The organism is Pseudomonas sp. RW407, assembly GCF_003176655.1.
GTDB lineage: Bacteria > Pseudomonadota > Gammaproteobacteria > Pseudomonadales > Pseudomonadaceae > Pseudomonas > Pseudomonas delhiensis.
Genome location: NZ_QGSL01000106.1, coordinates 1,331,356 through 1,351,635, shown reverse-complemented (window position 1 = coordinate 1,351,635; position 20,280 = coordinate 1,331,356). Strand labels below are relative to the sequence as shown.

Genomic DNA, 20,280 nt, shown 5'->3' with positions numbered 1-20,280 from the left:
CCACCCAACCCGACACTGGCCACCTCGATCCGGGCAACCGCACAGGTCTTCGAAGACCCGAAATCGCAGGCGCTTCTCACCCATCTGCAACAGGTCGCCCCCAGCGAGGCCAGCGTCCTGATCATCGGTGAGACCGGCACGGGGAAGGAGCTGGTCGCACGCCACATCCACAACCTCAGCGGCCGGCGCGACCGGCCCTTCGTCGCGGTGAACTGCGGCGCCTTCTCCGAATCCCTGGTGGAGGCCGAGCTGTTCGGCCACGAGAAGGGCGCCTTCACCGGCGCCCTGGGCGCCAAGGCCGGCTGGTTCGAGGCGGCCGACGGCGGCACCCTGTTCCTCGACGAGATCGGCGACCTGCCCATGGCCATCCAGGTCAAGCTGCTGCGCGTGCTGCAGGAGCGCGAAGTAGTGCGCCTGGGCTCGCGCAAGGGCATCCCCATCGACGTGCGGGTGCTGGCGGCCACCAACGTGCAGCTGGAGAAGGCGATCAACGCCGGGCACTTCCGCGAGGACCTGTACTACCGCCTGAACGTCGTCACCCTGCAGCTGCCCGCGCTGCGCGAACGGCGCGGCGACATCCTGCCGCTGGTGCGGCACTTCATCGGCACCTACGGCCGCAGGCTCGGCTTCGAGACGGTGGGCCTCTCCGACGCGGCGGCGCGCAAGCTGGCGGAATACGACTGGCCGGGCAACATCCGCGAGCTGGAGAACGTCATCCACCACACCCTGCTGGTGTGCCAGGACGAACGCATCGAGGCCGCCGACCTGCGCCTGCCGGGGCTGCGCCCGGAGCGCCTGGACGGCGGGGCCGCCGCCGACGAGCCGCTGGAGGCGCAACTGGAGCGCGCCTTCCTGCGCCTGTTCAGCGAACGTCGCAGTCATGTCCACGAGCAGGTGGAAAGCCTGCTGGTGCGCGAGGCCTACCAGTTCTGCCATGCCAACCAGGTGCACACCTCCGACCTGCTGGGGCTCAGCCGCAACATCGTCAGGGCACGGCTGATCGCCGCCGGCGAACTGGTGGTGAACAAGCGCCGCACGCCAGCGCCGTTGGCCAGCCGGATCGTGCGGCTGTCGATCTGAAGCGGGCGGGGCGGACGGGCGAGCACGGCTTTTCGTAGGAGCGAGCTTGCTCGCGAATGGGGCTTCCCGGTTGTGCCGGTGCATCGGGCTGACTCCGCCCCTCTCCCTAACCCTCTCCCTGAAGGGAGAGGGGACCGTTCGGAGTACGCTGATATTTCAGCGTTAGCCGGCTTGCACCGAGTAGCCGGCTGACACCAAATCCTTTCTCGGCACGGACTGGCCCCCTCTCCCTTCAGGGCGGGGCGCGCAGCCGAGGGCTGGGGAGAGGGTGCTCTTGGTCCTGGCACCGAGCCCCATTCGCGAGCAAGCTCGCTCCTACGAAGAGCATTTCGGCGCGGCTGGCGGGATAGTCGCTCCCGTCATGCACCGCGCGGGCGGCGCCCGGGGACGAAGTGCGTCGGGTCGTTGTAGCCCGGCGTGGAGGCGTGGCCGGGGGTGACCAGGGCGTCGACGAAGGCCTCGTCCTCGGCGTCCAGGCGCACGTCCAGCGCCTTCAGGTAGTCCTGCCACTGCTCCTCGGTGCGCGGGCCGACGATGGCCGCGCTGACCAGGGCGTTGTTCAGCACCCAGGCGATGGCGAACTGCACCACGCCGACGCCGCGCGCCTGGGCGTGGGCCTTCACCTTCTGCGCGATCTCCAGGGATTCGGCGCGCCATTCGGTCTCCAGGATGCGCTTGTCCTGGCGCCCGGCGCGGCTGTCGGCGGCCGGTTCCACCCCCGGCAGGTACTTGCCGCTGAGCACGCCGCGGGCCAGCGGGCTGTAGGGCACCACGCCCAGGCCGTGGAATTCGGCGGCAGTGAACTGCTCGGTCTCGGCCTGGCGGTTGACCAGGTTGTACAGCGGCTGGCTGGCGATGGGCCGGGGCACGCCCAGGCGCTCGGCCACATGGACCACCTCGGCGATGCGCCAGCCGCGGTAGTTGGACAGCCCCCAGTGGCGCACCTTGCCCTGGCCGATGGCGTCGCCGATGGCCGCGATGCTTTCCTCCAGGGGCGTCTGCTGGCCCTCGCGGTGCAGGTAGTACAGGTCCAGGTAGTCGGTGCCCAGGCGTTTCAGGCTGGCGTCCAGGGCCGCGGCGATGTGCTTGCGGCCCAGGCCGCGGCGGTTCGGCCAGGCGTCCGCCGGGCCCATGCCGACCTTGGAGGCCAGCACCCAGTCGTCGCGGCGCGCGGCGATGGCCTGGCCGACGATCTGTTCCGAGCGCCCGTCGTTGTATACGTCGGCGGTGTCGATGAAGTTGACCCCGCGCTCCAGCGCCTGGTCGACGATGCGCCGCGAGGTGGCGGCGTCGGTCTGGCCGCCGAACATCATGCTGCCCAGCGCCAGGGGGGAGACCTGCAGGCCGGAGCGGCCCAGGGTTCGGTAGTTCATGTCGCTCTCCGGTTGGGGAATTCAGACCGCCTCGGCCTCTTCCTGGAACAGCCCGTCGGACTGCCGGCTCCACAGGCGGTAGTACTGGCCGCGTTTCTTCAGCAGCTCCTGGTGGCTGCCGTCCTCGACCACGCGGCCCTTGTCGAAGACGATGATGCGGTCAAGGTGCGCCACCGTCGACAGGCGGTGAGCCACTACTATCACGGTCTTGCCCTGCATGATGCTGTCCAGCTGGTCCTGGATGAAGCGCTCGGTGATGGAGTCCAGGCTCGAGGTGGCCTCGTCCATCACCAGGATGGGCGCGTTCTTCAGCAGCACCCGGGCGATGGCGATGCGCTGCCGCTGGCCGCCGGAGAGCTTGACGCCGCGCTCGCCCACCAGGGAATCGTAGCCGTGCTCCATGCGCTCGATGAAGGCGCTGGCGCCGGCGCCGTGGATGGCCGCGGCCAGTTCCTCGGCGCTGGCCTCCAGGCGCCCGTAGTGGATGTTCTCGCGGATGCTGCGGTGGAACAGCCCCGGCTCCTGGGGGATCAGGCCGATCTGCCGGTGCAGCGAGTGCTGCGTCACCTCGCGGATGTCCTGGCCGTCGATCAGCACCTGGCCGCCGTCGACGTCGTACAGGCGCAGCAGCAGGTTGAGCAGGGTGGACTTGCCGGAGCCGGAGAAGCCCACCAGGCCGACGCGCTGGCCGGCCGGGATGCGCAGGTCGAGCTGCTCGAAGATCGGCTGGCCGGGGTGGTAGCCGAAGCGCACGCCGCGGAACTCGACGTTGCCCTGGCGCACCTCCAGGCGGCGGGCGTCGGGGTTGTCCACCACCTCGTGGGGGCGGATCAGGGTGCGCACGCCGTTGGCGATGTTGCCGGTGGCTTCGAACAGCTCGAGGAAGCGCCGCGACAGGCTGGCCACGTCGTTGATGATCAGCAGCGCCATGCTGGTGGCCATGACGAAGGCGGCGATGCTGATGGCGCCGCTGCGCCACAGCCACAGGGTGAGCAGCAGCATGCCGATCTTCAGGGCCATGCCGCAGCTGTTCTGGAACCAGCGGATCTTCTCCATGTAGCCGAGCGAGCGGCGGGCCGCCGCCAGCTCGCCGTCCAGGTAGCCGGACAGGTACTCCAGCTCGTGGGAATGCCGGGCGAACAGGCGCACGTTGCTCAGGTTGGTCACCGCGTCCACCACCTTGCCGGTGCTGATGCTGCGCGCCGCGGAGTACTTCTGCGCCAGCGGGTGGCTGCGCCGGGCGAGCAGGAAGGAAATGCCGATGAACAGCACCGACCAGGCCAGCATGAACACCGCCAGCAGGCCCGAGGCGCTGGCCAGCACCAGGCTCGCCAGGCTCAGGGTGACCAGCAGCGGGATCAGGTCGAAGAGCAGGATGTTCATGGTCTGGTTCACCCCCATGGCGACTTCCGAGACCTTGTGCGCCAGGGCGCCGGCGAACTCGTTGCTGACGAAGCGGTGCGAGTGCTGCTGCAGGTAGGCGTAGACGGTATAGGTGACGCGCGCCCGCTGGCGCGGCAGCACGCGGATGTTGATGGTGTTGGCGCTGCGGCTGAAGACCACCTCCAGGGCCACCAGCACGGCGAAGCCGGCCACTGGCCAGAGCAGCGCGTGGGGGGCGGAGCCGGCGTTCACCAGGCGGGTGACCTGGCCCAGGCTCCAGGGGATCAGCACGGTGCAGACCACCGCGGTGATCTGCAGCAGCAGGATCGCTAGGTAGGCCCAGCGGTACTGGCTGACGAAGTGGATGACGAAAGGTACCGGCGCCTCCGGCAGGTAGCGGATGTTCCAGGCGGGGGCCTGGCGTTCGCCGGCGGTGTCGTCCGGGGTATGGCTCATGGTGGGTCGGGTCCTTCAGGCGTGGGTCAGGGGCAGCAGGTAGCGGGTCACCGGGAAGGCCGTGCCGTCCTCCTCGAAGACCCGCGAGGCGTTGCCTTGCGGGGTGAAGCCGGCGGCGCGGTAGAAGCGTTCGGCGCGGGCGTTGCCGTCCAGCGCCCAGAGGGTGACGCGGGCGAAGCCCGCGGCCTCCAGGGCCTGGCGCGAGGCCAGCCAGAGCGCGCGGCCGATGCCGGCGGACCAGGCCGACGGCACCAGGTAGATGGAATAGAGCTCGCCGGTGCCGGGCTCGACGTCGGGGTCGCGGCTGGCGCCGAAGGAGCTCCAGCCGACCACCGCGCCGCCGCGCTCGGCCACGCGGATGTCGCGGCCGCCATTGCGGATGGCGTTGTCGAGGAAGTCGACGCGGCGCTGCAGGTTGTCGGCCAGGCCCTGCAGGTAGCTGTCCGGCAGCAACCCGCGGTAGGTCGCCTGCCAGCTCTGCACGTGGGCTTCGGCGATGGGCCGGGCATCGCCTTCGCGGGCGTGGCGGATCAGGGGTTCGGGGCGTGCGGGCTCAGCCATGGGCGGCCTCCTTGGGGCATGCGGCGTCGGTGATCGAGGGGCTGGCGCGGCCGCTGACCGAGGCGCCGGCGGCCTCGCCCAGGCGGCGGAACGGCAGCGCCGAGGCGGCGCACAGCAGCGCCCCGGCGAGCATCGCCAGGGACAGGTCGGCGACCTGTGGTTGGGCATGGCCTTGGGCGTGCATGACCAGCCCCAGCAGGCTGGCGGCCAGACCCACCGCCAGGCTCATGGCCAACTGCATGGACATCGCCGACAGGCTGCTGGCGCGGCTGGCCAGCTCGCGCGGCACCTCGCAGAAGGTCAGCGCGCCCAGGGTGCTGAACTGCAGCGAGCGCAGCAGGCCGCTGACGTACAGCAGCGCCACCAGCAGCCACCAGGGCGTGTCGGCGCGCAGCAGGGCGCAGCCGACGATGGACAGCGCGCAGAGCAGGGCGTTGCCGACCAGGGTGCGGCGGAAGCCCAGGCGCTGGACGATGCGCACCGAGAGGAACTTCACGCTCAGCGCGCCGGCGCCGCCGGCCAGGGTCAGCAGGCCGGCGTCCAGCGCCCCGTGGCCGAAGCCCAGTTGCAGCATCAGCACCATCAGGAACGGCTGCGCGGCGCTGCCCAGGCGGAACAGGTTGCCGCCCCAGATGGCCGTGGCGAAGGTGGGGATGCGCAGCAGGCCGAGGTCGATCAGCGGCGCCGCGTGGCGTCGGGCATGGCGCAGGTAGGCCAGGGCCGCCAGGGCGCCGCCGGCCAGCAGGGCGGCCACCAGCGGCAACGGCAGCAGGCGGTGGCCCAGGGCCTCGAAGCCGAACACCAGCGCCGCCAGGGCGCAGCCGCTGAGCAGGAAGCCGCGGCGGTCCAGGCGCCTTTGCCCATCGCCCGGGAAGTCCGGGACGAAGCGCAGGATCAGGGCGATGCCCAGCGCGCCTATGGGCAGGTTGACCAGGAAGATCCAGTGCCACGACAGCAGGTCCACCAGCAGCCCGCCCACGGGCGGGCCGAGCAGCGGCCCGACCAGCGCCGGGATGGCCAGCGCGGCCATGTTGCGCAGCAGGGTGTCCGGCGTCGACCAGCGCAACAGCAGCACCTGGCCCACCGGCGCCATCAGCGCCCCGGCGGCGCCCTGGAACAGGCGCGCCAGGGACAGCTGCAGCAGCGAGGTGGAGGCCGCGCAGGCCAGCGAGGCGAGCATGAACAGGCCGATGGCCGCCAGCAGCACCCGGCGCGGGCCGAAGCGGTCGGCCACCCAGCCGCTGACCGGCACGAACAGCGCCACCGCCAGCAGGTACAGCGACACCACCAGGTTCATGCGCACCGCGGCCTCGCCGAAGTCGGCGGCCATCTGCGGCAGCGCGGTGAGCACCGCGGTGCTGTCCAGCAGCTCCATGAACAGCGCGGCGCCGGTGATCATCGGCACCAGGCGGCCGCCGCGCGCCGGGGCATCGGTAACGCAGGGCAGGGGGCGCATGGCTGCGCCCATCAGAACAGCCCCGAGGTCGGCGGCTCGCTGCCCTTCAGGTGCCAGGCGCCGACCACCGCGGCCTTCCAGTGGCGCGGGTTGTGGTTGGCCAGGGTGCGGGCGTTGCGCCAGTGGCGGTCGAGGTTGTGCTGGCGGCCGGTGGTGGAGGCGCCGCCGACGTCGAACAGCAGCTCGGCGGCCTTGAGCGCCGATTCCACGGCGATGTACTGGGCCTGGGCCACTTCCACGGCGGCCAGGTTGACCGCGTCGTGGGCCAGGCCCGCCGACCAGGCCTGGTCGATGCGTTCGGCGGCGCGCAGGATCACCGCCTCGGCGGCCAGGGCGCGGGCGGAAATCTCGCCCACGGCGAATTCCACGTAGGGGTCGTCCACCGAGCGCTGCGCGCTGCTGTGCTTGATCGGCCGGGCGTGGTTACGGGCGAAGGCCACGGCGTCGCTCAGCGCGTTGCGGGCGATGCCGGCCTCCACCGCGCCGAGGAACAGCTGCAGGAAGGGCGTGACGATGGAGCGCTGGCCTTCCTCCACCACCCGCGGGCGGATCTCCCCCGGTTGCACCAGCAGGTCGTTGAGCCGCGTGGTGCCGCTGGCGGTGAGGCGCTGGCCCATGGCGTCGAAGTCGTCCAGCAGTTCCAGGCCCTCGCGGTCGCGCGGGACCACGAAGGACACCGGCCTGTCGTCCTCGTCCAGGGCCACCGCGCTGACCCAGTCCGCATATAGCGAGCCGGTGCTGTAGTACTTGCTGCCGCTGGCGCGGAAGGCTTCGCCGTCGCGGCGCAGGCGCGCGCTCACCGCGCCGTTGGCGCCGCCGACCTCCCAGCCGGCGTTGCCGAACACTTCGCCGGCGAGGAAGCGCGGGAACCAGCGCCGCTGCTCGGCCTCGTCGCCGCGGGCGAGCAGGCCCTCGATGAAGGCGAAGCTGGGGCGCAGCGACTGGGCGACGTTGGAATCCACCGCCGCCAGGTCGATGACGAACTGCACGGTGTCGCGCACGCTGGCGCCGGCGCCGCCGTGCTCGACGGGAATGCGGAAGCACAGCAGGCGGTCGGCGGCCAGGGCACGTACCTGTTCGTGGGGCAGCTGGCGCAGGCGCTCGCGTTCGGCGGCGCCCTCGGCGATGGCGGCCAGGCGCGGCACGGCGCGGCGGCGCAGTTCGGCCAGGTCGAGGGCGTTCAGCTCAGGGTTGGCAGGGGGCAGGGCGGTTGCAGCGGTAGTCGACATCTTCGGGTCCATCAGCTGAAGGGGGTCAGGCCGGCGCCTGGGCGAAGCGCAGCGGCTGGGCGGCCTGGCGCAGGGCCGCCGGGTCGCGGTAGCGGGCGCCGTGGTGGTCGGCGGGCAGGCGCGCGTGGCCGGCGCCGAACAGGCGCTCGCGCAGCGTCTCGCCGTCGTCGTAGGCCTCGCGGAAGCGGCCGCGGCGGCGCAGTTCGGGCACCACCAGTTCGATGAAGTCGCGGGCGGTATGCGGGGTGAGGAACTGGCGCAGGTTGATGCCGTCGATGCCGTCCTCGTCCAGCCACTTCTCGATCTCGTCGGCCACCACCTTCGGCGTGCCGGCGACGAAGAAGCGGCCCTCGTCGAAGCCGCCCAGGCGCTTCACCAGCTGGCCGACGGTGGCCTGCGGGTCGCTGGCCAGCAGCGCCGCCCAGGGCCCGCCGCTGGGCAGCTCGGTCAGCGGGGTGTGCGCCGGGTAGGCGGCCAGGTCCAGGCCCGACTGCATGTGCGCCAGGGCACCGTCGAGGCTCTGCAGGCGCCGGTAGTCCTCAAGCTTGGCCTGCACTTCCAGGTCGTTGCGGCCGACGATCACCGCCGCCTGGACGATGAACTTGATCCCCGCCGGGTCGCGGCCGTGGGCGCGGGCGCGTTCGCGCATGTGGGCGATGTTGCGGCGCACGGCGGCCGGGGTGGGGCCGCCGGTGAACACCACTTCGGCGTGGCGCCCGGCGAACTCGGTGCCGGCCGGCGAGCCGGTGGCCTGGAACAGCACCGGGGTGCGCTGCCGCGAGGGCTGGCAGAGGTGCGGCCCGGCGACCTTGAAGTGCTCGCCGACGTGGTCGATGTAGCGCACCTTGGCCGGGTCGGTGTAGATGCGCCGCTGTCGGTCGGCGATCACCGCGTCGTCGTCCCAGGAGCCTTCCCAGAGCTTGTAGAGCACGTCCAGGTACTCGTCGGCGATCTCGTAGCGGCGGTCGTGAGGCACCTCCTCGTCCAGGCCGAAGTTGCGCGCGGCGTTGGGCAGGTAGGAGGTGACGATGTTCCAGCCGATGCGGCCGCGGGTCAGGTGGTCGAGGGTGCTCATGCGCCGGGCGAAGGCGAAGGGCGGCTCGTAGGTGGTGGAGAAGGTGGCGCCGAAGCCGAGGTTGCGGGTCACCGCGGCCATCGCCGGGATGACCATCAGCGGGTCGTTGCTGGGCACCTGCACGGCCTCGCGCAGGGCCGTCTCGGGGCCGCCGCGGAAGCGGTCGTAGACGCCCACCACGTCGGCCAGGAAGACGCCGTCGAAGGTGCCGTGCTCCAGCAGTTGCGCCAGTTCCGTCCAGTAGTCGATGTCGTTGAAGCGGTGGCGCTGGTTTTCCGGGTGCGCCCAGAGCCCGTGGACGATGTGGCTGACGCAGTTCATCTCGAACAGGTTAACGTGCAATGGCTTCGACACGGATGCGGCGCTCCCGGGGTTGCGGCAGGTGGGGGATGGCGCCCAGCAGGGCGCGGGTGTAGGCGTGCTGCGGGCGGGCGAAGACCTCGCGCACCGGGCCGGTCTCGACGATGTGGCCGTCCTTCATCACCAGCACGCGGTCGCTGACGTGGCGCACCACGCCCAGGTCGTGGGAGATGAACAGGCAGGCCAGGCCCAGGCGCTGCTTGAGGTCGGCGAGCAGGTCGAGGATTTGCGCCTGCACCGACACGTCCAGCGCCGATACCGGCTCGTCGCACACCAGGATTTCCGGCTGCGCCGCCAGGGCGCGGGCGATGGCGATGCGTTGCCGTTGGCCGCCGGACAGCTCGATGGGCCGGCGCGCCAGCATGCCCGCCGGCAGGCGCACCAGCTCCAGCAGCTCGCGTGCCCGCTGCTGGCGCTCGGCGCGGCTGCCGCCGGCCTGGGCCAGGGCCTCGTCGAGGACGCGGGCCACGGTGTAGCGCGGGTCGAAGGAGGCCAGCGGGTCCTGGAACACCACCTGCACGCGGCGCCGTTCGCGGCGTTGGGCGAGGGCGTCGAGGGCGCTCCAGGCCTGGCCGCGCAGGTATACCTCGCCGCTGTCGGGGCGCTCCAGGCCGAGCACCATGCGCGTGAGGGTGGTCTTGCCCGAGCCGGATTCGCCGACGATGCCCAGGGTCTCGCCGGCGCGCAGGGTGAAGGAGGCCGCGGCCACCGCCTGGCGCGGCGCGCCGTCGGGGCCGGCGAAGCTCTTGGCCAGCTGGCGCGCCTCCAGCACCACCGGCTGGGCGCCGAGGCTGGCCGGCGGCGGCTCGCTGGCGGCGGGCTGCGGCGCATGGCTGATGTGCACCGCGGAGGCGGCGCGCAGCAGCGAGCGGGTGTAGGGGTGGCGCGGGTCTTCCAGCACCTGGTCGACCGGGCCTTCCTCGACTATCACGCCGTGCTGCATCACCGCCACGCGGTGGGCCAGGCGCGCCACCACCGCCAGGTCGTGGCTCACCACCAGCATGGCGCGGTCGCGCTGGCGCAGGCTCTGCAGCAGGTCGAGCACCTGCGCCTGGACGGTGGCGTCCAGCGCCGTGGTGGGCTCGTCGGCGATCAGCAGGTCGGGGTCGCAGGCGATGGCCGAGGCGATCAGCGCGCGCTGGCGCAGGCCGCCGGAGAGCTGGTGCGGGTACTGGCGGGCACGCAGCTCGGCCTCGGGCACGCCCACCGCGCGCAGCAGGTCGAGGACCTTCTGCTGGCGCTGCTCGCGCGCCAGGGCCGTGTGCAGGCGCAACGGCTCGTCGATCTCGCGGCCCACCGGGCGCAGCGGGTCGAGCGAGCCGAGGGCGTCCTGCATCACGAAGCCGATGCGCGAGCCGCGCAGCTCGCGCCACTGGCGCGTGCCCAGGCCCAGCAGGTCGAGGCCGTCGAAGGCCAGGCGCCGCGCGCGGACCTGGGCGCCGGCGCCGGTGAGCCCGGCCAGGGTGCGCGAGGTGACGCTCTTGCCCGAGCCGGACTCGCCGACCAGGGCCAGGCATTCGCCGGGGTAGAGGCTGAAGGAGACCTGCTGCAGCACCGGCTGGGCACGGCCGAAGGCGACGTCCAGGTCGGCCACTTCCAGCAGCGGGCGGAACGGGTTGATCAGGGTGGTCATGGGCGTTTGCCCTCGCTGTAGCGCAGCAGGGCGCGGCCGAGCACGGTGACGGCGACCACGGTGAGGGTCACCGCCGTGCCCGGGGCCGCGACCAGCCACCAGGCGTTGGAAAGGAAGTTGCGGCCGACCGAGAGCATTGCGCCCCACTCGGGCGCCGGCGGCGGCGCGCCGAAGCCGAGGAAGCTCAGCGAGGCGCCGGCGGCGATGTTCGCGCCTATGCCCAGGGTGGCCAGGATCAGCACCGGGCGGATGGCGTTGGGCAGCAAGTGGCGCCAGATCACCGCTGGCCGCGACAGGCCCAGGGTGACTGCCGCCTCGACGTAGGCGGCGCCGCGCACCACCTTCGCCTGGGCCCGCACCAGGCGGGCGTAGCGCGGGATGCCGGCGATGCCCACGGCGAGCATGGCGTTGACCAGGCCCTGGCCCCAGAAGGTGATGATCACCAGGGCCAGCAGCAGCTCGGGGAAGGCCAGCAGCACGTCGATGCAGCGCATGGCGGCGGCGTCCAGCCAGCGCGGCCCGAGGCCCGCCAGCAGGCCCACGGCGATGCCGCCGAGCAGGCCGATGGCGGTGGCCGCCAGGCCCATCAGCAGCGACGGCCGGGCGCCATGGACCAGCCGCGCGAGCACGTCGCGGCCGTTCTCGTCGGTGCCCAGCCAGTGCGCCGCGCCGGGTGCCTGGAAGGCGTGGCGGGCGCTGGCCGCCAGTGGGTCGGTGGCCACCAGCCAGGTCGGCACCAGGCTGGCGAGCACCAGCAGCACCAGGAACACCCCGGCCAGCGTCAGCCCCGGGCGGGCCAGGGCCGCGCCGAGGAAGGCGGGCAGCCGGCGGCGCCGCGAGGTCGCGGGCAACAGGCGGGGCAGTGCGGTCGACGGACTGGCCATGGGCGTTCTCCTGTCAGGGCGCCGGGTTCGGCAGGCGCGCGTGGATGGCGTCGATGGCGGCGAGGGCCTCCGGCGTCAGCTGCAGCTCGGCGGCGTCGAGGTTCTGCGCCAGCTGTTCGAGGCTGGTGGCGCCGTTCAGCGCGCTGGCCACGAAGGGCTTGCCGATGACGAAGGCCAGGGCCAGTTGCGCCGGCGCCAGGCCCAGCTCGCGGGCCAGTTCCACGTAGGCGCGGGTGGCCTGCTGCGCCTCGGCGCTGGCGTAGCGGGCGAAGCGGCCGTAGGCGGAACCGGCGCTCAGGCGCGCGCCGGCCGGCTGGGCGCCGTCCAGGTACTTGCCGGTGAGCACGCCGAAGGCCAGCGGCGAGTAGGCCAGCAGGCCGATGCGCTCGCGGTGGCTGAATTCCGCCAGGCCCGTCTCGTACTGGCGGTTGAGCAGGCTGTAGGGGTTCTGCACGCTGAGGATGCGCGGCAGGCCCAGGCGCTCGGACTGCCTGAGGAACTCCGCCACGCCCCAGGGCGTTTCGTTGGACAGGCCGATATGGCGCACCCGCCCGGACTTCACCAGCTCGGCCAGGGCGGCGAGGGTTTCGCCGATGTCGTCGCTTTCCTCGTCGTCCACCCAGGGGTAGTCGCGGGTGCCGAAGAAGTTGCTGCTGCGGCTGGGCCAGTGCAGCTGGTAGAGGTCCAGGTAGTCGGTCTGCAGGCGGTCGAGGCTGCCGTCCAGGGCGCTGCGCAGGGTGGCCAGGTCGAAGCGCGTGGCGCCGTCGCGGATGTGCTGCATGTGCCCGCTCTGGCGCGGCGGGCCGACGATCTTGCTGGCCAGGACGATGTCCTGGCGGCGCTTGCTGCGCGCCAGCCAAGTGCCGATGAAGCGTTCGGTGTCGCCCCAGGTGTCGGCCCGGGACGGGGTGGGGTACATCTCGGCCGCGTCCACCAGGTTGACCCCGCGCGAAAGCGCGTAGTCGAGCTGGGCGTGGGCGTCGGCCTCGCTGTTCTGGTGGCCCCAGGTCATGCTGCCGAGGCCGATGACGCTGACCTTCAGGTCGCTGTTGCCGAGTGGGCGGTATTTCATGCTGGTGGTCTCTCGCAAGGGCTCAGGCCGAGGCGGCCGCGGGGTGTTCGTACTGGCTGGCCGGGTAGGGCAGGCCGAGGTGTTCGCGCAGGGTGCTGCCCTGGTACTCATGGCGGAACAGCCCGCGCTTGCGCAGGCGCGGCACCACTTCGTCGACGAAGATCTCCACGCCCGAGGGGAAGCTGTCGGGCATGATGTTGAAGCCGTCGGCGGCGCCGGCCAGGAACCATTCCTCCAGGCTGGCGGCGACCTGCTCGGGGGTGCCCACCAGCAGCCGGTGGCCGACCAGGATGCGCCGCGACAGCTGGCGCACGCTGAGGTTCTCGGCGCGGGCCAGGTTCAGCTGGGCCTCGAGGAAGCCGTGGGAGCCCTTCTCGAACTCGTTGACCGGGCCGATGCGCTGCCAGGGCAGCGGCGCGTCCGGGTCCAGCTCGCTGGCGTCGACGCCGATGCGCTGGGCGATCTGGCGCAGCAGGCCGCCTTCGCCGAGGTAGCTGTTCAGCCGCTCGAAGCGCTCCAGCGCCTCGGCCTCGGTGCTGCCGAGCACCGTCGACAGGCCGGGCATGATCTTCAGGTGCTCGGGGTTGCGCCCCCACTGGCGGGCGCGTTGCTTCATCTCGCGGTAGAAGGCCTGGCCGTCGGCGAGGGTGGTCTGGGTGGTGAAGATGGCGTCGGCGAAGCGCGAGCCCAGGGCCTTGCCGCCCTCCGAGGAGCCGGCCTGGACCAGCACCGGGCGGCCCTGGGGCGAGCGCGGCACGTTGAGCGGCCCCTTGACCGAGAAGTGCTTGCCGACGTGGTCGATGGCATGCACCCGGGCCGGGTCGGCGAAGCGCCCGGAGGCGGCGTCGCCGATGATGGCGCCGTCTTCCCAGCTGTCCCACAGCTTGAGGGTGACGTCGACGAACTCCTCGGCGCGGGCATAGCGGTCCACGTGCAGCGGCGCGCCGGCCAGGCCGAAGTTCTGCGCGGCGGCGTCGCCGGCGTTGGTCACCACGTTCCAGGCCGCGCGGCCGCCGCTGATGTGGTCGAGGGAGGCGATGCGCCGGGCCAGGTTGAACGGCTCGTTGTAGGAGCTGGAGGCGGTGGCGATCACGCCGATGCGCTGGGTGGCCGCGGCCACCGCGGTGAGCAGCACGGTGGGCTCCAGGCGCCCGGCCGGCTGGCGGCCGACGTCGCCGGCCAGGGCCGGGCCGTCGGCGAGGAAGATGGCGTCGAGGGTGCCGCGCTCGGAAATGCGCGCGATGTTCTGGTAGTAGCCGACGTCCAGGTAGGCGGTGGGCGGGACCTCGCCGGTGCGCCAGGCCGCGGCGTGGGCGCCGAAGCCGAGGATGTTCATGCCGATGCTCATTTGCCGCTGTGCGTTGCTCATGCCGGGGTCTCCTCGGTGCTGGGGGCTTGCTGTTGCGTGGCCTTGGCGGCGGCGAAGCGCTCGCTCCAGGCCTCGCTGGGAAGGGTGCCGTTGAGGTGGTAGTCGCCCAGGTAGGCCTCGCGCAGGATCGCCGGGTTGTGCGAGGCCAGGGTGCGGGCGTTGCGCCAGTGCCGGTCCAGGCGCCGGCCGCTGCTGGTGGCCGAGGCGCCGCCGACCTCGAAGAGCAGGGTGGCGGCCTCCAGCACCTGGGGCAGGACGACCTGCTGCGCCTGGTAGGCGCGGATGTCCGCCTCGGCGTACAGCTCGCGGCTGGCGGTGCCCGCGCGGTGCGCCTGCCAGGTGCGTTCGAGGGTGGCCGAGACGGCTTCCACCAGCGCCTCGGCGGAGAACGCCAGGCTGCCCAGGCGGCCCACCACGCGCTGCACCAGCGGGTCCTGGCGCGGGCTGGAGCGGCCGGGGATGCCGAAGGCGCGGGTGCGGCCCTGGACGAACTCGATGGCGTCGCGCAGCACCGCCTGGGCGATGCCGGCCAGGGTGGCCAGGTGCACCTGCTGGTAGAAGGCGGTGATGTAGCTGTCGCTGCGGCCTTCGCCGACCTTGAAGCGGCGGAACAGCTGGTGCTCCTCCACGCGCACGCCTTCGAAGCGGGTGGTGCCGCTGCCGGTCAGGCGCTGGCCGAAGCCGTCCCAGTCGTCCAGGCGGGTGACGCCGGGCGCGGCGGTGGACACGGCCACGGCGACGTGCTCGTCGCCATCGCTGGCCGACACGGCGATCCAGTCGGCATAGAGGGTGCCGGTGCAGTAGTACTTCTCGCCGTCCAGCAGCCAGTGGCCGTCCTGGCGGGTGAGGGTGACGCTGTTGCCGGTGACTTCGCTGCGCTCGGCCATGGCCGCGCCGAACAGCTCGCCGCCGACGATGCGCGGGAACCAGTGCTGGCGGCTGGCCTCGTCGTCGTCGTTGAGGCGGCCTTCGACGAAGCCGAAGTGCGCGCGGAAGATCTGCGGCAGGTTGGAGTCGGCGGCGCCGAGCCGGCGGACCAGGCGGAACAGCTGCGGCAGGCTGGCGCCCAGGCCGCCGTAGGCCAGCGGCACGCGCAGCGCGCCGAAGCCGGCCTCGCGCAGCCAGGCCACCGGCTCGTAGGCCAGCTCGCGCTGCTGTTCGCGGTCGATGGCGCCGGCGGCTATGCGCTCGAACACCGGTTCGAAGCGCTGCAGCAGGGCGGTGTCGTCGGGGTGCGCCGGCGCGCCGGCGGCGGCGGGAAGGTCGTCGGGGAAGATCATCGCGGTGTCCTCGGGGCGGGCGATGGAAGGAAGCGGCGCCTCGCGGGCGTCGAACAGTTGGCGCAGGTTGGCCAGGGCGATGCTCGCGGTCATGCTCATGCCTCGCTCACCCGCGGGTCGACCAGGGCGTTGAGCAGGTCCACGGCCAGGTTCACCAGCACGTAGATCAGCGCCGCCAGCAGGGTGATGCCGAGCACCACGGGCACGTCCTTGTCGTTCACCGCGTTGAGCATCAGGCGGCCGATGCCCTGGCGGGCGAACAGGTTCTCGGTGATCACCGCGCCGCCCAGCAACGCGGCGAAGACGAAGCCGGACAGGGTGATCAGCGGCGTCAGCGCATGGCGCAGGGCGTGGCCCAGGCGCACGCCGGCCTCGGACAGGCCGCGGGCGCGGGCCATGGCGATGAAGGGCTGCTCGAGGATTTCCTCCAGCTCCTGGCGCAGCACCTGGGCCAGCACCGCGGCCACCGGCAGGGCCAGGGTGAGGATCGGCAGCACCAGGCTCTTCCAGCCCCGCGAGCCGGTGGGCGGCAGCCAGTGCAGCTGGAAGGAGAACACCAGCAGCAGGAGGATGCCGAGCACGAAGCTGGGCATGGACGACAGCAGCAGCTCGCCGCCGGAGGCCAGGCCGCGGGCCCAGGGCGCGCGGTTGGCGGTCAGCACCGCCGCGGCCACCGCCAGCAGCACCGCCGCCAGCGCCGCCCACAGGGCCAGCTGGGCGGTGGCGCCGATCTGCCCGGCGATGGCCTGGGCCACCGGGATGCGCAGGCGGTAGGACTCGCCCAGGTCGCCCTGGACCAGGCGCCCCAGGTAGTGGGCGTACTGCACCGGCAGCGGCTGGTCCAGGCCGTAGTCGCGGCGCACCTGGGCGATGGCCTCGGCGGTGGGCATGGCGTCGGGCCCGCCGAGGATCGCCAGGGCCGGGTCGCCGCCGCTGACGTTGAGGGCGACGAAGGTCAGGCTGGCGGCGCCCCAGAGCACCGCCAGGCCGCCGAGGAAACGCCAGAGCACGCGGCGCAGGGCTTTCATGGTTGCGGCTCCCGGTCCAGCCAGACGCTGGTGAAGAAGGGCACGTTGTGCGAGCTGTCGAACACCACGCCCTTGACGTTGCGGCGGTAGGCGATGGTCAGCTGGCTTTCGTACACCGGCACCGCCGGCACCACCTCGGTGAGGCGCTGCTGGGCGGCGCTGTACAGGCGCTGCTGCTCGGCGGCGTCGGTGCTGCGGCGGGCGCGGGCGAGCAGGTCGTCGAGCTGGGCGTCGCGCAGGCGCGCGCTGTTCTGCCCGATCAGCTTCGGCGTGGCGATGGAGTTGCTGTGGTAGAGGATGTACAGCCCGTCCGGGGTGTTGGTGTGCCAGTAGCCGCCCACCAGCGCCTGGTAGTCGCCGGCGTAGCGCAGGTCGTTGACCTGGGCCTGGGGCAGCACGCGCAGGCCCAGGTCGATGCCGACCTTCTTCGCGTCGGCCTGCATGGCCACCGCCACGCTCGCCGGCAGCGCCGGGCTGTCGATCATCAGCAGGGTGGCGGCCAGGCGCTGGCCGTCGCGGGTGCGGTAGCCCCCGGCATCGCGCCCGGTCCAGCCGGCCTCGTCGAGCAGGGCGTTGGCCGCGGCCACGTCGTAGCTCAGCGCGTCGCGGTAGGCCGGGTCGTAGAAGCGGGTGTTGGCGGCGAGGAAGTCGGCCTTGACCTGGAACTCGCCGAAGCCGGTGATCCAGGCCAGGCCGTCGCGGTCGATGGCGCGGGCCAGGGCCTTGCGCACGCGCACGTCGTCGAAGGGGAAGCGCTCGACGTTGAAGGTCAGGCTGCGCACCGGGTTGCCCTTGCGGATGCGGCTGCGCAGCACCAGTTGCGGGTCCTTGCGGATGGCCTGGGCGTTCTGCGTCGGCGCGTCCAGGGTGAAGTCGTACTGCCCGGAGACCAGCGAGCTGTAGCGGATCAGCGCCTCGGGCACGAAGCTCAGCTCCAGGCGCTCCAGGTAGGCCGGGCCCTGGTGCCGCAGCACCGGCGGCGCCCAGTGGTAGCCGGCGCGGCGGACGAAGCTGGCGCCCTGGTCGCGGGTGTAGCTTTCCAGCACGAAGGGGCCGGAGCCCACCGGGTGGGCGGCGATGGATTTCGGGTCTTCGAGGATCTGCTTCGGCGAGATCATCCCCAGCCAGGACTGCGCCAGCACGTCGAGGAAGGGCGAGTAGGGTTCGCGCAGGGTGGCCTGGAAGGTGTACTCATCGAGCACCTTGCCCGACTGGTAGGGCGCGATGTAGGCCGCGGCCAGCGGCGACTTGGTTGCCGGGTCGCGCATGTGTTCGAGGTTGATGCGCACGGCCTCGGCGTTGAATTTCGTGCCGTCGCTGAAGCTGACGTCGTCGCGCAGGTGGAAGGTGTAGGTCAGGCCGTCGGGGGAAATCTCCCAGGACCTGGCCAGCCAGGGCGACACCTTGCCCTGTTCGTCCTGGTACACCAGGCAGTCGTAGAGGATGCGCCCCAGCCACTGCACGTTGCCGTGGGACAGCGCGTGGATGTCGAAGGAGTAGGTGTCCAGCGCCGCGGTGGCGCGCAGGGTGCCGCCGGGCTTGCCGGGGGCCTGCTCGTGGAAGTCCTCGGCCGGGTAGCTGAGCTGGCCGTCCTTGAGGGTGCCGGTGTCGAGGGCGGCGCCGCTGGCGCCGGGTGTGTCGTCGGCGGCCGGCGAGCAGCCGGCCAGAACGGCGGCCAGCAGGGCGCCGGCCGCCAGGGGCAGGAGTCTGTCGATCATGCCGGCCTCCGCGAGGCGGCCGGTGGGGCTTGCAGTGTCGATGGCATCTACGGGGTCCTGTTGCCAGGCGGGCGGCGGATCGCACCGCCCGCGTCAGTGCGCGCCGCCCCGGTCGGGCGGCGCGGCCGGTCAGTAGCGCAGTTCGAGGCCGACGTAGGCGCCGATGCCGTCGCCCGGGTAGAGGGCGGCGACGTCCTTGCCCTTGGCGTCGTACTGCGGCGACACGGCGGTCACGTACTTCTCGTTGGCGAGGTTCTTGAGGTCGAGGGAGACCTTCCAGTCCTTCTTCGGTGCCTCGTAGCCGACCCCCGCACCGAAGATGGTGTAGGAGGGGGCGTAGAAGCTGTTGGCGTAGTCCACCGCGGTGCGCGAGGCGGAGGTCACGTTGACGCCGCCATAGAAGCCGCTGGGGTGCTGGTACTGCAGCTCGCCCTGGTAGACGTGCTTGGGAATGCCCGGCAGTTGGTTGTCGCCGAAGGTGTCGTCGTGGCGGTAGTAGAAGTCGTTGTAGGTGTACGCCTGGCGCCAGCTGATCTTCTCGCCGACGCTGTTCTCCCAGAGCAGGGTGTTCAGCCCGGCCTCGACGCCCTGGTGGATGGTCGGGCTCTCGGCGTTGAAGGCCGAGGTGACCGCGGCGGTGGTGGCGGTGGCGGGAATGATCTGCACGTTCAGCAGCTCGTCGCGGATCCACGAGCGGTACAGCGCCAGGCTGCCGTCGAAGATGCCGTGGGAGCCCTTGATGCCGACTTCCAGGGTGTTGGCCTTCTGTTCCACCAGCGGCTTGACGAAAGGCGTGGCGGCCGCCGAGTTGGAGTACTGCCAGGACGCCGGCGGGTCGATGGAACGGCTGAAGTTGCCGAACAGCTGCAGGTCCGGGGTCAACTGGTAGCGCAGGCCGATGCGCGGCGCGGCGCTCCAGTTCTCGTAGGTGTCCTTGCTCGGGTAGCCGCTGGTGTTGGCGGTGTTCACGTACTTGATGTCGGTGCTGCGGCGCACGTTGATGAAGGACAGGCCGGTGGTCAGCCAGAGGTCCTCGGTCAGCTCGAGGTCGTTGCCGAAGGAGAAGACATGGTCGAAGGACGAGCCGTAGTCCACTACCTTCACCGGCTGCTTGTTGGCCCGTGTCGAGTCGACTCCGCCCTTGAGGTGTTCGGTGGAGGTGAAGGCCGCGCTGGAGCGGCTTTCATGGCCGAACCACTGGTCGGTGCGCGAGTAGTTGAGGACGAAGCTCAGGTCGTGCCAGTCCCAGTAGCTGGGGTTGGTCGGGCTGTCCGGGCTGTTGTTGTGCGGGTAGTCGTAGTAGACCAGGCCGACGTCCAGCTTGGCGTCGTCGTCGAAGGTATAGGTGGTCTTGCTGCCGACCCAGGTGCTGCCCGGCCGGCGGCTGCCGGCGCCGCTGCTGGCGGCGGTGGGGCTGGCCTTGTCCGGGTCGTGCTTGAGCTGCTTGAGGGTGATGGCGCTGGGGTCGTTGTGGTACTCGTCGCGGTAGCGCACCAGCAGGCGCGTCTGCAGCTTCGGGTTGAAGCTGTAGCCGAGGTTGAGCACCACGCCCTGGCTCTTCGACAGGCTGTAGTCGCGGTAGCCGTCGTTGCGGTAGTTGTCGACGTTGGCGTAGTAGTCGAAGCCGCCGGCCACGCCGCCGGCGCTCAGCACTTCCTTCTGGTAGCCATAGCTGCCGGCCTCCACCCGCAGGCGGGTGCCGGGCGCGGTGTAGCCGGTCTGGTTGACGAAGTTCACCGCGCCGCCGAGCGTCAGTGCGCCGTACTGGAAGGCGTTGGCGCCGCGCAGGATCTCGGTGTAGTTCACCCCCGAGCCGTTGAGGAACTCGTAGGGCGTGCCCCCCGGGCCGGTCAGCGGCAGGCCGTCGAAGAGGAACTTGATGCCCTCGCGGAAGTAGCCCGGCGAGGTGTTGGCGCCCGAACCGCGGATGGAAATCTTCGCCGCGTCGTTGCCGCCGGTGGACTGCACGAACACGCCGGGCTGGTAGGCCAGGGTGTCCTGCAGGTTGGCGGTGCGGCCCTTGGAGAGCTGCTCGCTGTCCACCACGCTGACGCCGCCGGGGACGTCGGCGAGCTGGCTGCGCGCCGCCTCCACCGGGCTTTCCTTCTGCGCCTGCACCACCACCGTCTGCAGGCGGGTGCCGCTGCTTTGCTTGTTGTCGTCGCTGGCGTCGCCGCCCGACGTTTCGGCCATTGCCTGGCTCCCCACCAGCAATACCGCCGAACCTATGCTCGCCGACCAGAACGTTGCCCGACGGATCGCCAAGGCAAGTTTCCCCCATTCACCCCCAACATAATTAACAGCCAACTTCAAAGTCCTCGTG

At 71.6% G+C, this 20,280-nt stretch carries 15 protein-coding genes; 1 reads left to right on the top strand and 14 read right to left on the bottom strand.

The features are described 5' to 3' along the window. The coding region (locus DK254_RS22745; RefSeq protein ID WP_109935830.1) for a sigma-54-dependent Fis family transcriptional regulator at nt 1-1,080 on the top strand (1,080 nt) is incomplete at its 5' end. Between the two features lie 359 nt (nt 1,081-1,439). Here DK254_RS22745 and DK254_RS22740 read toward each other — a convergent pair. The 14 genes from DK254_RS22740 to DK254_RS22675 all read right to left on the bottom strand — a co-directional run bounded on the left by DK254_RS22740 (nt 1,440) and on the right by DK254_RS22675 (nt 20,150). Then, the gene (locus DK254_RS22740) at nt 1,440-2,453 is read right to left on the bottom strand and encodes an aldo/keto reductase (RefSeq protein ID WP_109935581.1); all 1,014 of its coding nucleotides are present in this window, start codon (nt 2,451-2,453) and stop codon (nt 1,440-1,442) included. Nucleotides 2,454-2,474: 21 nt separating this feature from the next. Beyond that, the gene (locus tag DK254_RS22735) at nt 2,475-4,292 is read right to left on the bottom strand and encodes an ABC transporter ATP-binding protein (RefSeq protein ID WP_109935580.1); all 1,818 of its coding nucleotides are present in this window, start codon (nt 4,290-4,292) and stop codon (nt 2,475-2,477) included. A gap of 15 nt (nt 4,293-4,307) precedes the next feature. Continuing rightward, nucleotides 4,308-4,853 (bottom strand): GNAT family N-acetyltransferase, encoded by a 546-nt coding sequence (locus tag DK254_RS22730; protein WP_256595924.1) that lies wholly within the window; start codon nt 4,851-4,853, stop codon nt 4,308-4,310. Continuing rightward, nucleotides 4,846-6,309 carry an MFS transporter gene (locus DK254_RS22725; protein WP_109935828.1) on the bottom strand — a complete coding sequence of 488 codons (1,464 nt, stop codon included), beginning with the start codon at nt 6,307-6,309 and terminating at the stop codon, nt 4,846-4,848. The genes DK254_RS22730 and DK254_RS22725 overlap by 8 nt, the downstream gene beginning before the upstream one ends. An 11-nt stretch (nt 6,310-6,320) precedes the next feature. After that, entirely contained in the window at nt 6,321-7,538 is a 1,218-nt protein-coding gene (locus tag DK254_RS22720) for an acyl-CoA dehydrogenase family protein (RefSeq protein WP_109935579.1), read from the bottom strand. 25 nt (nt 7,539-7,563) lie between these two features. Beyond that, the gene (locus DK254_RS22715) at nt 7,564-8,967 is read right to left on the bottom strand and encodes an LLM class flavin-dependent oxidoreductase (RefSeq protein WP_177412086.1); all 1,404 of its coding nucleotides are present in this window, start codon (nt 8,965-8,967) and stop codon (nt 7,564-7,566) included. Continuing rightward, nucleotides 8,945-10,606, bottom strand: coding sequence for an ABC transporter ATP-binding protein (locus DK254_RS22710; RefSeq protein ID WP_109935577.1), 1,662 nt, complete (start codon nt 10,604-10,606; stop codon nt 8,945-8,947). The genes DK254_RS22715 and DK254_RS22710 overlap by 23 nt, the downstream gene beginning before the upstream one ends. Further along, a complete protein-coding gene (locus DK254_RS22705) occupies nt 10,603-11,490 on the bottom strand; it encodes an ABC transporter permease (protein ID WP_089392412.1) in 888 nt (295 codons plus the stop codon). Before DK254_RS22705 ends, DK254_RS22710 begins: the two co-directional genes overlap by 4 nt. Before the next feature lie 13 nt (nt 11,491-11,503). Then, nucleotides 11,504-12,562: an NADP(H)-dependent aldo-keto reductase gene (locus tag DK254_RS22700; RefSeq protein WP_089392411.1), complete on the bottom strand. Its 1,059-nt coding sequence runs from the start codon at nt 12,560-12,562 to the stop codon at nt 11,504-11,506. A gap of 22 nt (nt 12,563-12,584) precedes the next feature. Then, on the bottom strand, nt 12,585-13,931 hold the full coding sequence (locus tag DK254_RS22695; RefSeq protein ID WP_109935576.1) for an LLM class flavin-dependent oxidoreductase: 1,347 nt from the start codon (nt 13,929-13,931) through the stop codon (nt 12,585-12,587). Next, nucleotides 13,928-15,304, bottom strand: coding sequence for an acyl-CoA dehydrogenase family protein (locus tag DK254_RS22690; protein WP_109935575.1), 1,377 nt, complete (start codon nt 15,302-15,304; stop codon nt 13,928-13,930). Before DK254_RS22690 ends, DK254_RS22695 begins: the two co-directional genes overlap by 4 nt. Before the next feature lie 2 nt (nt 15,305-15,306). Then, nucleotides 15,307-16,239: an ABC transporter permease gene (locus tag DK254_RS22685; RefSeq protein ID WP_109935574.1), complete on the bottom strand. Its 933-nt coding sequence runs from the start codon at nt 16,237-16,239 to the stop codon at nt 15,307-15,309. After that, nucleotides 16,236-17,957, bottom strand: coding sequence for an ABC transporter substrate-binding protein (locus tag DK254_RS22680; RefSeq protein ID WP_109935573.1), 1,722 nt, complete (start codon nt 17,955-17,957; stop codon nt 16,236-16,238). Before DK254_RS22680 ends, DK254_RS22685 begins: the two co-directional genes overlap by 4 nt. Before the next feature lie 129 nt (nt 17,958-18,086). After that, nucleotides 18,087-20,150, bottom strand: coding sequence for a TonB-dependent receptor (locus tag DK254_RS22675; RefSeq protein ID WP_109935572.1), 2,064 nt, complete (start codon nt 20,148-20,150; stop codon nt 18,087-18,089). Nucleotides 20,151-20,280 lie beyond the last annotated feature (130 nt).

Bases quoted from the DNA above. Each gene is read 5' to 3' on its own strand.
- DK254_RS22740 (WP_109935581.1), bottom strand. From the start codon at position 2,453: ATGAACTACCGAACCCTGGGCCGCTCCGGCCTGCAGGTCTCCCCCCTG.
- DK254_RS22735 (WP_109935580.1), bottom strand. From the start codon at position 4,292: ATGAGCCATACCCCGGACGACACCGCCGGCGAACGCCAGGCCCCCGCC.
- DK254_RS22730 (WP_256595924.1), bottom strand. From the start codon at position 4,853: ATGGCTGAGCCCGCACGCCCCGAACCCCTGATCCGCCACGCCCGCGAA.
- DK254_RS22725 (WP_109935828.1), bottom strand. From the start codon at position 6,309: ATGCGCCCCCTGCCCTGCGTTACCGATGCCCCGGCGCGCGGCGGCCGC.
- DK254_RS22720 (WP_109935579.1), bottom strand. From the start codon at position 7,538: ATGTCGACTACCGCTGCAACCGCCCTGCCCCCTGCCAACCCTGAGCTG.
- DK254_RS22710 (WP_109935577.1), bottom strand. From the start codon at position 10,606: ATGACCACCCTGATCAACCCGTTCCGCCCGCTGCTGGAAGTGGCCGAC.
- DK254_RS22705 (WP_089392412.1), bottom strand. From the start codon at position 11,490: ATGGCCAGTCCGTCGACCGCACTGCCCCGCCTGTTGCCCGCGACCTCG.
- DK254_RS22700 (WP_089392411.1), bottom strand. From the start codon at position 12,562: ATGAAATACCGCCCACTCGGCAACAGCGACCTGAAGGTCAGCGTCATC.
- DK254_RS22695 (WP_109935576.1), bottom strand. From the start codon at position 13,931: ATGAGCAACGCACAGCGGCAAATGAGCATCGGCATGAACATCCTCGGC.
- DK254_RS22690 (WP_109935575.1), bottom strand. From the start codon at position 15,304: ATGACCGCGAGCATCGCCCTGGCCAACCTGCGCCAACTGTTCGACGCC.
- DK254_RS22685 (WP_109935574.1), bottom strand. From the start codon at position 16,239: ATGAAAGCCCTGCGCCGCGTGCTCTGGCGTTTCCTCGGCGGCCTGGCG.
- DK254_RS22680 (WP_109935573.1), bottom strand. From the start codon at position 17,957: ATGATCGACAGACTCCTGCCCCTGGCGGCCGGCGCCCTGCTGGCCGCC.
- DK254_RS22675 (WP_109935572.1), bottom strand. From the start codon at position 20,150: ATGGCCGAAACGTCGGGCGGCGACGCCAGCGACGACAACAAGCAAAGC.